This is a genomic window from Streptomyces sp. NPDC001493 (assembly GCF_053597235.1).
This window is the reverse complement of the sequence record NZ_JBSFHV010000021.1, coordinates 85,380-98,428: the sequence shown is the minus strand read 5'-3', so window position 1 is coordinate 98,428 and position 13,049 is coordinate 85,380. Positions and strand designations below refer to the sequence as shown.

Genomic DNA, 13,049 nt, shown 5'->3' with positions numbered 1-13,049 from the left:
CCGCCCCCCCGCAGTCCTCCTGAGGCCACGGCGCCACTTCGGTGCGGACCTCTCCCGTTACGGGCTTCCCGCCGCCCGTCGCCGTAGGACCGCCGCGTCGGCGGCGACGGTCGCGGCGACGGCCAGGCCCATGCCGAACACCGCGCCGCCCAGGCCCAGTCCCAGGGCGGGACCGGCGAAGCCGAGCGCGAGGACCACGAGGGCGCCCGTCGCCACCACCGCGGTGTGCTCGACACCTCCGGTGCCGGTCATCCGGTGCAGGGCGCCGAGCAGGACGAGAACGATCGCCACCGGTACGGCGACGGCCAGCGAGGCGGTCCGCTCGGGCAGGTGCGCGTGGTGCTCGGTGGCGTCCACGGCCGCCTCCAGCCCGGCGCCGAGCGCGGCCAGCGAGGCGAAGACGCCGTAATGGGCGTACCCCCAAGTCAGGGCGGAACGCAGGGTGGGCAGGCCGATCTCGCCGCCGGTGAAGTACATCCACCACAGGCCGAAGACCAGCACCAGCCCGCCGATCGCGATCAGCAGGACGGCGGTGGTCAGACCGTGGTCGGAGACGGCGGACTGGACCGCCGCGAGCGAGGCGAGGATGACCTCGCCGAGCACGATGATGGTGAAGAGGCCGTACCGCTCGGCGATGTGCTCCGGGTGCCAACTGGTGTTGTTCCCACGGGACTCGGCCCACGCGGGCACGGCGAGTTCGACCAGTACGAGCGCCACGAAGGTGGCCGCCTGCCACGCGTCCGGCACCCAGAGCCGGGCCACCCAGCCGAGCTGCGCCACGGCGATGCCCGACGCGTACCGCAGGGCGCAGCGGCGACCCTCCGGGTGCTGCGAGGCGGCCCGCAGCCACTGCGCGATCATCGCGACGCGCATGATGACGTACCCGATGACGACGACCGTGAAGTCCCCGTCCTGGAACGCGGCGGGCACCCCGGCGGCGAGCACCAGAACGCCCGCCATCTGCAACAGCGTCACCAGCCGGTACGGCACGTCGTCGGTGTCGTACGCGGAGGCGAACCAGGTGAAGTTCATCCAGGCCCACCAGATGGCAAAGAACACCGCCGCGTACCCGACCAGGCCCGAGCCCACGTGATCCTCCGCCAGCGCGTGATGGAGCTGCGCGGCGGCCTGCGAGACCGCGACCACGAACGTCAGGTCGAAGAGCAGCTCCAGGGGAGTCGACGCCCGGTGCTCCTCGCCGGGGTCCCGGGCCCGCATCGTCCGCAGCAGGGGGACTGTGCGCTCCACCATTGCCGTTGCTCCTGTCGTCGGTTGTGCGTGGGGGCGTGCGTGCGTGGGTGTGCGTGCCGTACGTACGTGTACGGGTGTGTGGCTGTGGCGCGGCGCGATGCCGTGCTTTGCCGTGGTTCATCCTCGCTCGGACGTACCGGGATGCGTCGCGCGGACGCGGGCTCCGTCAGGACTGTGCACGAGCCGAACGGAACTGCGCGCTCACGGGCAAGCGGGCGGTGGTGGGTTCGGTGTAGGCGGCTGGGTGGGTGGCTGGGTGGGGTGGAGCTGCCGGGGGCGCCGTTCGGGCGCGTGGGGCGGTGCTGGCGTCGAGGGCCTGGAGTCGGCTGACGGGGCGGCTTCGGGCGTGATGAACTGGGGTTGAGCAGAGGACTACTGATGTGGCGGGCGCTTTGTCGGAAAGGTCCGAGTCGGCGAAGTTGGCTCGGGGGGCCGCTTTCTCCGGAAGAACCCGCAGGTCAGGAAGAGTGCTCCCCGCGCGTGCGGGGATGGTCCCCGGACGACGCGCAGAAAACAGCGCCGAGGAAGGTGCTCCCCGCGCGTGCGGGGATGGTCCCACGCGCCGGCCTACCCGCGCAGCATCGGGTTCGTGCTCCCCGCGCGTGCGGGGATGGTCCCGTGTGGGCGACGTGGTGGGAACCCGACCCCGCGTGCTTCCCGCGCGTGCGGGGATGGTCCCGGCATAGTCCGGATCTTCCGCAACAGTGGAAAGTGCTTCCCGCGCGTGCGGGGATGGTCCCGTCCCGTACGGCACGCGCTTCGGCGTGGCTGGCGTGCTCCCCGCGCGTGCGGGGATGGTCCTCAGCTACCTCCGGTGTATCAGACCGGCGCTCTGTGCTCTCCGCGTGTGCGGGGATGGTCCTGACGGCAACATGGAGAGCTGCCTCACGGTTGCGTGCTCCCCGCCCATGCGGGGACAACCCCACCAACAAGCGGCTGGAGTCGGACCGCAGCACACCCCATCCGGCGGCTCACCCCCAGGACAAGGCAGTTGAAGGCACCCGCCGTAGCTGCTCGTAGTGGCTGGATGTTCCCCCGGTGACCAACGGGCCTGTTGGGCTGGGCAATCTCCCAAGAAATTCTTCGTACGCATGCGCGTCGAACGTTGACACGAAACACTGGCCGTGTGATCTCTTCCGATGCCCTCGTGCCCTCCCCGGACATCCGTGCCCACTTCGTCGACCGGCTCAACTCGGTTCTGCGACGACCGGGGATGTGGGGGGACGAGATGATCCTTCGGGTGATGTGTCAGGACCTCCTCTACGTGGAGGGCCGCCCCGAGGTGTGGCATCAGCAGCAGACGGCCTGGGAGGTGTCGGGGGCCTGGTCGGTGAACGGGGCGAAGGGGGCCTTCGCGCGGCATCTGCACGGTGACGGACCGGCGGACGCGGTGGTCTCGCTCTACGGGGAGTTCGCGCACCGGGTCGGCTGGCTCCGGGCGGTACGGGTGCTGGACGCGGGGGAGTACGCCCGGCTGCGGGCGGCGGCGCCGGAGTGGGTGGGGCGGGAGGACCGGAGTTGGTCGGACGTGGCGGCGGAGTTCGGGCCGCCCTCGGTGCGGTTCGGCGGGTCGAACCCCCGGTTCGGGAAGACCCTCGGTTACGTCACCGCGAACCCGGCCGACCCGATGGTCTGCTTCCATCTCTTGAACGGCACTCGGCCGGACAGCCTGAGCGGGTGGGCCGCCGAGTACGCGGAGCCCGTACTGCTCGCGGTGCGCGTCGGGGGAGCCGGCAGTTTCCGTGACTCTTTCACCTACACGCCGGAAGGAGCTCGGCGGCGTTCGTGCTACCGGGAGCTCTCCCGCCAAATGGACTGACATCAGGGGTGTTTGGGTCTCGCCGGGGATGTGTCCGGCGCGACGCTCTGGTTCGTAGTGGTTGGTCCCCCCAGGGAGTCCAGCCTCCCTGGGCGATGATGCTCCAACTCCCTTGTGTGTGACGGTAATTCGCGTGTGTCGGTTCGGTCCGGGGCTGGGGCCCGGCCTGGCCCCCGGGCTCCGGAGGGGGTGCGGGGTCGAAGGTCAGGCGCGGCAGTTGTAGTAGAGGGCGTCCCAGTGGCTGCCCTCACGCGCGTACACGTTGCCGGCGGGGGACTTGTAGAGCTTCGTGGCGTCCCTCCGGGCGTCGGAGGTGGCGTGTTGGAGCCGTTTCGTTTCTGCGGCTGACGCGACTGACACGGCTCCCGCCCTCGCTCCTGCCCCCGCGCCCCGGGTGATGCGGACCGCGTCGGGGATGGGCCCGTCCGGGCCGGGTCAGGCGGTGGGCGGCGGTCCGGCCACCGTGGCGCTCGCCAGCAGGGAGAGCTGTGCGCGCTGCGCGTCCGTGAGGTGGGCGGCCAGGGCGTTGATGTGCTGCCCGGCCTCGACGGTTGCCTCGCGGGCCAGTTGATGGCCCTGCTCGGTCAACGCGACCTGTACGGAGCGGCGATCGTGCGGGGACGGGGAGCGGCGCACCAGGCCCCGGCGTTCGGCGCGGTCGACCAGGCCGGTCGCGGAGGACTTGTCGAGCCCTAGGAAGCGGGCGAGCTCCTGCATGCCCGGTTCGCGGTCGCGGAGTACGCCGAACATGCGCAGTTGCACGATCGACAGCCCGTGCGCGGCCGCGACCTTACCCAGCGCCGCCTGCACCGCGAAGCTCAGCTGCGCCAGTCCGTCCACCAGTCCGAGGTCCTCGGGCAGGGAGGGGGAGGAGGGAGAGGAAGGGGCGGTGGCGGGGGTGGTGGGCGCCTCGGGGGTGCTCGGTCGGGGCGGGGTGGCGTGCGGCATGGGGCCATTGTATTTGACCTAGTACGCGGCACCAACTAATTTAGTTGGTGCCGCGTACTAATGGGGCGAGGAGCCTCAGAAGCAGCCGAAGGAGTCGCCATGCGCGCCGCAGTCGTCCGGTCGTTCGGCAGCCCGCCCCGCTACGAGGAGTTCCCGACCCCGGTTCCGGGCGAGGGGCAGGTCCTCGTGGACGTACTCGCCTCGGGGCTGCACCCCCGGGTGCGCTCGGGCGCAGACGGCAGCCACTACACCAGCGACGGGCGGCTGCCCCTGGTCCCCGGGGTGGACGGGGTGGGACGGCTGGCCGACGGCCGGCACGTCTACTTCGTCGCCGACGACGACGTGCCCGGCACCCTCGCCGAACGGGCCGTGCTCGATCCCCGCAGGTCCGTGCCCCTTCCGGAGGGTGCCGACCCGGTCACCGTCGCGGCGGCCATGAACCCCGCGATGTCCTCCTGGGTGGCGCTGCGCCGCCGGATCTCCTTCCGCCCCGGGCAGAGCGTGCTGGTCCTCGGCGCGACCGGCAACGCGGGTCAGATGGCCGTCCAGATCGCCCGCCACCTCGGCGCCGAGGCGGTCGTCGCCGCCGGGCGGGACCCGGAGCGCCTGGACCGGCTGACCGGTCTCGGTGCCACCCGGACCGTCTCCCTGGCCGGGGACGCGGCCGAGGCGGCGGACCGGCTGGGCGAGGCGGCGGCCGACGTGGACGTGGTCATCGACTACACCTGGGGCCGCCCCACCGAACTCGCCATCCCCGCGCTGCTCACCCGCCGCGCGGAACGCAGCACGCCGCTCGACTGGATCCAGATCGGCTCCACGGCCGGGCCGGACATCACGCTGCCGTCCTTCGTGCTGCGCGCGGCGAACCTGCGCATCATGGGCAGCGGTCAGGGATCGCTCACCGCTGCCGGGATCGTTGCCGAACTGCCGTCACTGGTTGATGAGTTGGCGGCCGGTACGTTCGTCGTCGCCACCCGGGCGGTGCCGCTGTCCGAGGTGGAGTCCGTCTGGACCGAACCCGCCGACCCGGCCCGGCGTCTGGTGTTCACGCCGTAGGGCACGGGCGGGGCGGGCGGCGCGTACGGGCGGGGCCCCGGGGGCTGTCGTCGCGCACCCGGCAGGAGGTGCGGGACGGCCTCTACGGGTGGGCGCCCGCTTCGATCAGCAGGACGCCGCCGGCGATCAGGACGATGCCCAGGCCCATCAGCCGGGTGAGCGGTTCGCCGAAGAGGCGGCGGGCGAGGACGGCGGTCAGGGCGACCCCGCAGGCGGACCAGATGCCGTACGCGACGCCGATCGCCATGCCATGGGAGAGCGCCAGCGCGAGGCAGCCGAACGAGACGACGTACGCGAACAGGACCGGCGCCAGCCACGCCTTCTTGCGGAAGCCCTCGGAGGCGCGCAGGGCGAGGGTGCCGCTGACCTCGCAGAGGATCGCGCCCATCAGGAAGAGCCAGCTCACGGGGTGGTCTCCTCGGGGGCGTCGGGGGCGTCTGGGCGGGAGACGGGGGCGGCTTCGGCCTGCTCCCGGGCGGCCGCGGCGCGTTGCGCGCCGAGCTCCACGGTCATGACCCCGCCGGCGACCGCCACGACGCCGAGGCCCATCAGCCAGGTCAGCGGGTCCCCGAAGAGGAGCGCGGCCAGGACGGCGGTGACGGCGACGCCGCTCGCGCCCCAGATCCCGTACGCGACACCGATCGGCATCCCCTCGCGCAGCACCAGCGCCAGCAACGTGAAGGCGGCGACGTAACCGGCGACCACCAGCACGAACCACGGCCGGGCGTCGAGCGCGGCCCGCAGGGCGAGCGTCGCCGCGACCTCGGAGGCGATCGCACCGACGAGGAACAGCCACTTCCTGGAGCCGTTGACGTGCGTGTCGCGGGTCATGCGTGGGGTCCTTCCCCCTGGGCCTGCTCGGGAGGGCGCGCGCCGGGGGCACGCCGGGGGCCGTACGCCCCGGAGGACGTACGGCCCGGCTGCGGTACTGCGGTACTGAGGTACCGCGTAACTCCGTTACGGAGTCACTGGGTTACTGCGCGGCGAGCCGCTTCTCGTACCCGACGACCCGCACGCACGCGGTCAGGCCGAGGATGGCCTCTTCCAGCTCCTCCTGCGTCGGGTAGCTGGGCGCGATACGGATGACGGAGTCGCTCGGGTCGTCGCCGTACGGGTGGGTGGCACCGGCCGGGGTGAGGACGATACCGGCCGCTCCGGCGCGCCGTACGACCTCCTTCGCGCAGCCCTCCTCGACCTCCAGGTTCACGAAGTAGCCGCCCTTGGGCTTGGTCCAGACGGCGAGGCCCGTACCGCCCAGCTCGGCTTCGAGGATGCGCTGTACGGCCTCGAACTTCGGCTGGAGCGCGTGACGCTGACGGTCCATCAGGTCGCGTACGCCGTCCGCGTCGCGCAGGTACATCGCGTGCCGCAGCTGGTTGACCTTGTCCGGGCCGATGGAGCGCTTCGAGTTGTTGGCGAGCAGCCACTTCACGTTGGCCGGGGACGAGCCGAAGAACGCGACACCCGCGCCCGCCAGGGTGATCTTGGAGGTGGAGCCGAACACGAACACCCGGTCCGCGTTCCCGGCCGCGTCGCACGCGGCGAGCAGGTCGGCGATCTCCACCCGCTCCTCGGTGAGGTGGTGCACGGCGTAGGCGTTGTCCCAGAAGATGCGGAAGTCGGGCGCGGCGGTCTCCATCGCGGCCAGCCGGGCCACCGTCTCGTCGCTGTAGACCGCGCCGTCCGGGTTGCTGTACTTCGGGACGCACCAGATGCCCTTGACGGCCGGGTTCTCCGCGACGAGGCGCTCGACCACGTCCATGTCCGGGCCCGCCGCTGTCATCGGTACGGGGATCATGTCGATGCCGAACCGCTCGCACAGGGCGAAGTGCCGGTCGTAACCGGGAACGGGGCAGAGGAACGCGATCCGGCCCTGGTCCACCCAGCGCGACTCGGCGCCCGGCAGCACGCTGAGCATCGCGTGCACCAGGGAGTCGTGCATCAGCTCCAGGCTGGAGTTGCCGGCCGCGAGCAGCTGCGCCACCGGCACCTGGAGCTGTTCGGCGAAGATCTCCCGGAGCTCGGTCAGCCCCTGGAGGCCGCCGTAGTTGCGCACGTCGGTGCCGTCGGCGGCGGTGTGCCGGCCGCCCGGCAGGCTCAGCAGGTCCTCGGAGAGATCGAGCTGCGTCGGCGCCGGCTTCCCCCGGGTCAGGTCGAGGGAGAGGCCGCGGCCGGCCAGCTCCTCGTAGTCCTGCCTGGCACGGTCGACAAGGTTGCTCAGGTCGCTCGGGGCGCCGGGGGCGCCCAGGGCGTCGGAGCTCAGCTCGGTGGTCACGGTGTGTCCTCTCGCGGGTCCCGCTCGGTGCCGGACGGCACCCTGCCGAGGATACAAACCGGTCAGTGGCTCGCTTCTTTCGGTGCGCGCTTCCTTCGGCGCGCGCTTCTTTCGGTGCTCGGCCCCGGAGCTCGGCTCCCTCGGAGCCGCATCGAACACCGCTGCCCCCGGCGAGGTCGCCGGGGGCAGCGGTGGGGCCGCGACGAGGGCACTGCGCGGCCGGTGGGGAACGCCGGGTTGCCGCTACGAGGAGAACTGCGGGTCCTTCGCCTGGTCGTAGATCTCCTTGCCGGCCGCGTCGTACGCGTGGACGGTGGCGTTCGGGCCCGCGAAGTGCGGGCCGGGCTTGGACGTACCGGTGGAGAACGCCGCCGCGTAGACGAACGCGCCGTCCGCCATGGCCGCCGGGTACTCCTTCGGGTCGTCGTCGTAGCTGATGGTGACCTTGGCGACGCCGGAGGCGTAGTGCCCGGCGCCGAGCACCGTGTACTGCCCCTTGCCCGTGCTCTGGCCGAACGAGTCGAAGTACTCGATCAGGCGGCCGGTGCCCCACAGACGGTTGTTGATGAACGTGGGCGGCGAGTCCGCGCTGATGCCCTTGTCGCCGTTCGACTGGCACTGCACGTACTGGCCGGCGGAGTCGACCGCGACGACCACTCCGTCCGTGTCCCCGGTGGCGAGGGGGGTGCGGACCGCGAGCACCGCGTCGTACCGCGACGCGTCCGAACCCAGGCAGGAGGCCAGGATCTTCGCCACGGTCCCGGCGTCGATCGGGGTCGTGGCGGTGCTGGTGACGGTGGCCGTCTCCGGGGCGGCCGACGATCCGGCCGAGGCAGTCCCGCCCGACGTGGTCCCGCCCGACGTGGAGCCGGTCGACGACGTGCCGGGCGTGGTGCTCGTACGCGGCGACGCGGCCGGGCCCGTCGGGTTTCCGGCGCTCGACCCGGGGGAGGCGAGGGTCGGCTTGGCTTCCCCCGTACCGCCGAAGACGACCACGGCCGTGACGCTCATCGTCGCGACGCCCGCCGCGACGGCCAGCGGCACCCCCCACCTGCGTCGCAGCGAAGCGCGGTTGTCCTCAGGGGCGATCTTCATCAGGAGTTCCTCTCGGGTCCGCCGGTGGTTCGGCAGATCACGTTCGGAAGGAGCCGCAGGAAGGCCTGGCATGTCGTTCACCGTGCGAACTCCTTCGCGTTGACGGGATTCTTCGAACTGGACGACGCCGGTACCGCGGCTCCGTCGACGAGGACGGCCCCCAGCCTGCGCCGGGCCCGGTGCAGCCGGGACTTCACCGTCCCGACGGCCACCCCCAGCGCTGTCGCGGCCGCCTGCTGATCCAGACCCGACCACACGCAGAGCTCGACGACCTCGCGTTCATGGCGGGGCAGCCGGGCCAGCGCCCGGTGGATCTCCGACATGCGACGCTCGTCGTCGACGAGGACGGCGATGCGGTCCGCGTGGTCGCCCACCGGCTCGTCGTGCGAGACGAGCCGGTGCAGCAACGCCTCGGCCCGCCTCAGCCGCCGTCTGGTGTTCGACAGCAGGCGGTCGGCGATGCCCAGCAGCCACGGCAGGGCCGAGTCGCGGTCGAGCACCGTCTCCGTACGCCGGCGCCAGGCGTGCATGAACACGGTCGAGGTGAGGTCCTCGGCCTCGGACCAGTCGGCCGTACGCCGGAACAGGTAGTTGTAGACGGTCTTCGCGTGCCGGTCGAAGATCCGGCCGAAGGCCTCCCGGTCGCCGCCGACGGCCCTCGCCCAGAGCTCCCGGTCGGACGGGCCTCCGAGCGGTAAGGCCGTGCCGCCGACCGGCAGGGATGTCCCTCCGGCCGGTATGGCGGGGCCGGCGTCGTTCAGTTCCATGCCCTGTACGTGTCCGGCACCCGGCCGAAGGTTCCCGCCGAGTGGAATTCGCTTCGCCGAGTTGATTTCGCGTCGACGGGTGGGACCGGCCCTGTCGGCGATGACCTGGTCGACCTGGTCGACCTGGTCGACCCGGGTGACCTGGTGGGCGTCAGGCGACGCCGCCGTTGGCGTACAGCACCTGGCCGTTGATCCAGCGGCCCGGGCCGGCCAGGAACGCGACGGCCTCGGCGATGTCCTCGGGGGTGCCGAGGCGCTCCATCGGCGAGAGGCTCGCGATGGTGTCCACCACCTGCTGTGGCTTGCCGTCCAGGAAGAGCGGGGTGGCGGTCGGGCCGGGCGCGACCGCGTTCACCGTCACGTCACGGCCGCGCAGCTCACGGGCGAGGACCAGCGTCATTGCCTCGACGGCACCCTTGGTGGCCGCGTAGGCGGCGTACGTGGGCTGCTGGAGCCGGGTCACGGAGGTGGAGAAGTTGATCAGCGCGCCGCCGGACCGGAGCGTACGGGCGGCCAGTTGGGACACCACGAACGTGCCGCGCACATTGGTGCGGTGCATACGGTCGAAGGCGTCGAGGTCGAACTCGGCCACCGGTGCGAGGAGCATGATCCCGGCCGTGTTCACCACCACGTCCACGCCGCCGTACGCCTGCTCGGCCGCCGCGAAGAGCGCGGCCATCGCGTGCTCGTCCGCCACGTCACCGCTGACCGCGGTGGCCTGCCCGCCCAGCTTCTCCACGGCCGCCACGACCTCCTGAGCCCGCGCCTCGTCCCGCCCGTAGTGCACGACCACGGCCATGCCGTCGGCGGCCAGCCGCTCGGCGACGGCCCGGCCGATGCCGCCGGAAGCGCCGGTGACGATGGCGACGCGGGTGGGGGTGCCAGGGGTGCTGTTGCCGCTGGTGTCGCTGCTGTCGGTGTTGCTGTCGGTCCGGGGCTGGGTGGTGTCGGTCATGGGGATCAGCCTCCCGCTCGCCTGCTCATTAATGGACTATCCGTCCATTAAAAATGTAGACTGATCGTCCATATACTGCAAGCAGGGGCTGGTGTACCGCCGACGCGGCGCGCCGGGCCTCCTGGTGCACGAGGGTGAGCAGGAAGGAAGGGGCGTGGCGATGTCCGAGGAGCCGAAGGATTCCGTCAGGCGCGGCCGAGGCCGCCGCCCCGCGACGGAGGTGCGCGAAGCGGTACTGGACGCGGCCGGCGCGATGCTCTTCGAGACGGGGCTGGCCGGGATCACCTTCGAGAAGGTGGCGGCCCGCGCGGGCGCCAGCAAGATGACGCTCTACAAGTGGTGGCCCTCGCCGGGCGCCCTGGCCTTCGAGGCGTACTTCAGCGCGGTCGAGGGCACCCTCGCGTTCGCGGACACCGGGGACATCGAGCGCGATCTCACCGCCCAGCTCCACGCCTTCGTCGGCCTGCTCACCGATCCGCGTACGGGGCACGTGATCGCCCAACTCGTAGGCGCCGCACAGTCCGACGCCGCCCTGGCCGCCGCCCTCGCGGAGCACTACACCCACCCGCGCCGACTCCTCGCGGTCGAACGGCTCACCCGCGCGCAGTCCCTCGGCCAGATCCACCCCGACGTCGACCCGCAGGTCGTCGTGGACCAGCTGTGGGGCGCCTGCTACCACCGGCTGCTGCTGCCCGACGAGACACTCGACTTGGCGTTCGCGGACGCGTTGATCCGTAACCTCATGCGCGGGATCCGGAGTTGAGGCGGGGCCCCCGCTCCCTCAGGTGATGACCAACCAGCGCCGACCGTCGATGAGTTCGCGGGCCGCGTCGAGATGGCCGGCGTGACAGGCAGTCTCGGTGATGACGTGCAGCAGGAGATCCCGCAGGGTGTGGAGGTGCGGCTCCCCGAAGAGGTGACGCGGCCACCAGGCGAGGGGCGCGTCCGCAGAGGCGGCGGCAGCGATGACGGAGTCCGCGCGCTCGGCTTCGGAGAGGTACACGCCGAGCACGTCGGAGGACGAGGCGTCGGCCGGAACCTGCCAGGCGTCCTCGATGCCGTCCAGTGACCGGATGACGTCGGTGTCGCCGAGGAACACGGCCCGGAACCAGAACCGTTCGACATCGAGCGCCAGATGCCGCACCAGCCCCAGGCAACTCCACCCCGAGGGAAGTGCGGGCCTGCGCAGGGCGTCGGCGTCGAGTCCGTCGAGTATCCCGAGCACGTGCCGACGCTGGGCGCGCAGAGAGGAGAGGAGGGCGGCGATTTCGGGGTTGGGGGGAGGGGGTGGGGTGCCCTGGCGAGGGTGTGCGGTGGGGGTCGGGGTGGGTGCGTGCGGTTCGCTGTGTTGCGGTTGGGTGCCCGTGCTGGGTGCGTCGTCCATGGGGAGAGCCAAGCATGGGGGACTGACAGCAGGGAGGGGAGCGGGAGTTGAGGGGAGCTGGATGACTGAGGGCCGGTTTTCCGGCGGGCTGTGGGGCGGGTGCTGTTGACTTGGCGGGTGCGGTGAGTGGTGGGGGCGGCGCGCGTGTCGGTTGGGGGTGGGTGAAATGTCCGAGTCGGTGAAGTTGGTCGAATCCGGCCCTTCGGCGAGATGAACCCGCAGGTCAGGGAGGGTGCTCCCCGCGCGTGCGGGGATGGTCCCGCGTTGGCGTGGCTGTTCCCCGACGACACGGAGTGCTCCCCGCGCGTGCGGGGATGGTCCCGAGGGCCGGTTTCCCTCATTTGTGCGGCCTGCGTGCTCCCCGCGCGTGCGGGGATGGTCCCGGGCAGTACGGCGGCAACGGGTTCGTCGGGTCGTGCTTCCCGCGTGTGCGGGGATGGTCCCGGGCCCCCCAGGTCCATGGTCGGCACGTCGAAGTGCTCCCGCGCGTGCGGGTATGGTCCCCGCGGGATCTTCCTGCCCGGGCATGCTGCAGCGTGCTCCCCGCGCGTGCGGGGATGGTCCCTCCGTAGTCCTGGGCGCGCTTTCGGTGCGTCAGTGCTCCCCGCGCGTGCGGGACAGCCCCTGTGATGGCCGGATGGCGGTAGTCATCCTGCTGTGCCGCCCAGTCGTATGCGCGTGGTCTCCTGCTGGCGACGCGCGAGCACGAGGGAGTCAGTGCTCGTGGGGTGCGGCCGGGCGCGTGACTGGTACCACCGTGAGGAGCTCATCCAGCCCCTTGAAGTCGTCGGGGTTGGTGGTGAAAAGGGGGAGGCCCTCTGCCACGGCGATGGCGGCGATCATCAGATCCGCCACCCTGCGGCGCGGTTTGCGACCCGCACTGATGACGGCGGCGCAGATGCGGCCGTAGATGCGAGCTGCATTGGCGTCGAAAGGGATGGGGGAGAACTCGTTCTCGGCGCGCTGGAGGATGTCGAGCCTGCGGGCGCGCTCGGCGTGCTCGTCGTAGCCGCTGTGTTCCTCGTTTCGCTTCACCTCGTGCGGGCCGGCGGACAGCTCGGCCAGCGTGATGGCGGTGATCGCGACTTCGTCCGGGAGTTCGTCGGGGGCCACCCACCTGCGCAGGATTACGACGTTGGTGTCCAGGAGTCCCTGCTGGTATGTCGGACGGTCAGCGGGCATAGGGGTCGTCCAAGTAGGTGTCGGACGTGGCGTCCTGGTCGGCCCGGAACGCGTCGAGGTCAAGGTCCGGAGCGGTTTTCGACATGGCGGCGAACTCGTGGCGCGAGACGAATCTGCGGCGGCGACGCAGCGGGATCAGCTCACCGATCGGGTGTCCGTCACGAGTGACGGTGAAGGACTGGCCTCCCTGTATGGCGTCCATGATCTCGCGGGATCGATTGCGGAGGTCCCGCTGGTTGATTTCGGGCTGAGCGCTCATGGGACTCAGTCTAGCGGCGGGTGCTACTGGGTGCTACAGGGTGCTACGCGGTGGGCGC

The 13,049-nt window shown here is 71.5% G+C and carries 15 protein-coding genes and 1 CRISPR repeat array; of the genes, 3 read left to right on the top strand and 12 right to left on the bottom strand.

Annotated elements, in window-relative coordinates; genetic code table 11:
- Positions 1-57: 57 nt before the first annotated feature.
- Positions 58-1,251, bottom strand: coding sequence for a low temperature requirement protein A (locus ACWCWD_RS27145; RefSeq protein WP_450776577.1), 1,194 nt, complete (start codon positions 1,249-1,251; stop codon positions 58-60).
- A gap of 467 nt (positions 1,252-1,718) precedes the next feature.
- A CRISPR array of direct repeats spans positions 1,719-2,114; the repeat unit is 29 nt; unit sequence GTGCTCCCCGCGCGTGCGGGGATGGTCCC.
- A 263-nt stretch (positions 2,115-2,377) separates the two neighbouring features.
- Between ACWCWD_RS27145 and ACWCWD_RS27140 the strand changes: the two genes are divergently transcribed.
- Positions 2,378-3,070: a hypothetical protein gene (locus tag ACWCWD_RS27140; protein WP_450776575.1), complete on the top strand. Its 693-nt coding sequence runs from the start codon at positions 2,378-2,380 to the stop codon at positions 3,068-3,070.
- A 204-nt stretch (positions 3,071-3,274) separates the two neighbouring features.
- Here the strand turns inward: ACWCWD_RS27140 and ACWCWD_RS27135 are convergent, their stop codons facing one another.
- Together ACWCWD_RS27135 and ACWCWD_RS27130 are read right to left on the bottom strand one after the other, a co-directional pair.
- Positions 3,275-3,430: a hypothetical protein gene (locus ACWCWD_RS27135; RefSeq protein WP_450776573.1), complete on the bottom strand. Its 156-nt coding sequence runs from the start codon at positions 3,428-3,430 to the stop codon at positions 3,275-3,277.
- Between the two features lie 75 nt (positions 3,431-3,505).
- Positions 3,506-4,018 carry a MarR family winged helix-turn-helix transcriptional regulator gene (locus tag ACWCWD_RS27130; protein WP_450776571.1) on the bottom strand — a complete coding sequence of 171 codons (513 nt, stop codon included), beginning with the start codon at positions 4,016-4,018 and terminating at the stop codon, positions 3,506-3,508.
- A 99-nt stretch (positions 4,019-4,117) separates the two neighbouring features.
- On the opposite strand from ACWCWD_RS27130, the gene ACWCWD_RS27125 reads away from it, so the two are divergent.
- Complete coding sequence (locus ACWCWD_RS27125) at positions 4,118-5,074, top strand: quinone oxidoreductase family protein (RefSeq protein ID WP_450776569.1); 957 nt, start codon at positions 4,118-4,120, stop codon at positions 5,072-5,074.
- An 82-nt stretch (positions 5,075-5,156) separates the two neighbouring features.
- On the opposite strand, the gene ACWCWD_RS27120 is transcribed toward ACWCWD_RS27125, so the two are convergent.
- The 6 genes from ACWCWD_RS27120 to ACWCWD_RS27095 form a co-directional block, all read right to left on the bottom strand.
- On the bottom strand, positions 5,157-5,480 hold the full coding sequence (locus ACWCWD_RS27120) for a DMT family transporter (protein WP_450776567.1): 324 nt from the start codon (positions 5,478-5,480) through the stop codon (positions 5,157-5,159).
- The gene (locus tag ACWCWD_RS27115; protein ID WP_450776565.1) at positions 5,477-5,905 is read right to left on the bottom strand and encodes a DMT family transporter; all 429 of its coding nucleotides are present in this window, start codon (positions 5,903-5,905) and stop codon (positions 5,477-5,479) included. Before ACWCWD_RS27115 ends, ACWCWD_RS27120 begins: the two co-directional genes overlap by 4 nt.
- 142 nt (positions 5,906-6,047) lie before the next feature.
- Positions 6,048-7,349 (bottom strand): aminotransferase class I/II-fold pyridoxal phosphate-dependent enzyme, encoded by a 1,302-nt coding sequence (locus ACWCWD_RS27110; protein WP_450776563.1) that lies wholly within the window; start codon positions 7,347-7,349, stop codon positions 6,048-6,050.
- Between the two features lie 243 nt (positions 7,350-7,592).
- Positions 7,593-8,444: a hypothetical protein gene (locus ACWCWD_RS27105; protein WP_450776561.1), complete on the bottom strand. Its 852-nt coding sequence runs from the start codon at positions 8,442-8,444 to the stop codon at positions 7,593-7,595.
- A gap of 77 nt (positions 8,445-8,521) precedes the next feature.
- The gene (locus ACWCWD_RS27100; protein ID WP_450776559.1) at positions 8,522-9,211 is read right to left on the bottom strand and encodes an RNA polymerase sigma factor; all 690 of its coding nucleotides are present in this window, start codon (positions 9,209-9,211) and stop codon (positions 8,522-8,524) included.
- 151 nt (positions 9,212-9,362) lie between these two features.
- Positions 9,363-10,166 carry an SDR family oxidoreductase gene (locus ACWCWD_RS27095; protein ID WP_450776557.1) on the bottom strand — a complete coding sequence of 268 codons (804 nt, stop codon included), beginning with the start codon at positions 10,164-10,166 and terminating at the stop codon, positions 9,363-9,365.
- 160 nt (positions 10,167-10,326) lie between these two features.
- On the opposite strand from ACWCWD_RS27095, the gene ACWCWD_RS27090 reads away from it, so the two are divergent.
- Complete coding sequence (locus ACWCWD_RS27090; RefSeq protein WP_450776665.1) at positions 10,327-10,929, top strand: TetR/AcrR family transcriptional regulator C-terminal ligand-binding domain-containing protein; 603 nt, start codon at positions 10,327-10,329, stop codon at positions 10,927-10,929.
- An 18-nt stretch (positions 10,930-10,947) separates the two neighbouring features.
- Here ACWCWD_RS27090 and ACWCWD_RS27085 read toward each other — a convergent pair whose 3' ends face one another.
- The 3 genes from ACWCWD_RS27085 to ACWCWD_RS27075 all read right to left on the bottom strand — a co-directional run bounded on the left by ACWCWD_RS27085 (position 10,948) and on the right by ACWCWD_RS27075 (position 12,991).
- Complete coding sequence (locus ACWCWD_RS27085; RefSeq protein ID WP_450776555.1) at positions 10,948-11,550, bottom strand: mycothiol transferase; 603 nt, start codon at positions 11,548-11,550, stop codon at positions 10,948-10,950.
- A gap of 714 nt (positions 11,551-12,264) precedes the next feature.
- Positions 12,265-12,732, bottom strand: coding sequence for a PIN domain-containing protein (locus tag ACWCWD_RS27080; protein ID WP_450776553.1), 468 nt, complete (start codon positions 12,730-12,732; stop codon positions 12,265-12,267).
- Positions 12,722-12,991: a type II toxin-antitoxin system Phd/YefM family antitoxin gene (locus ACWCWD_RS27075; protein ID WP_450776551.1), complete on the bottom strand. Its 270-nt coding sequence runs from the start codon at positions 12,989-12,991 to the stop codon at positions 12,722-12,724. Before ACWCWD_RS27075 ends, ACWCWD_RS27080 begins: the two co-directional genes overlap by 11 nt.
- Positions 12,992-13,049: the final 58 nt, after the last annotated feature.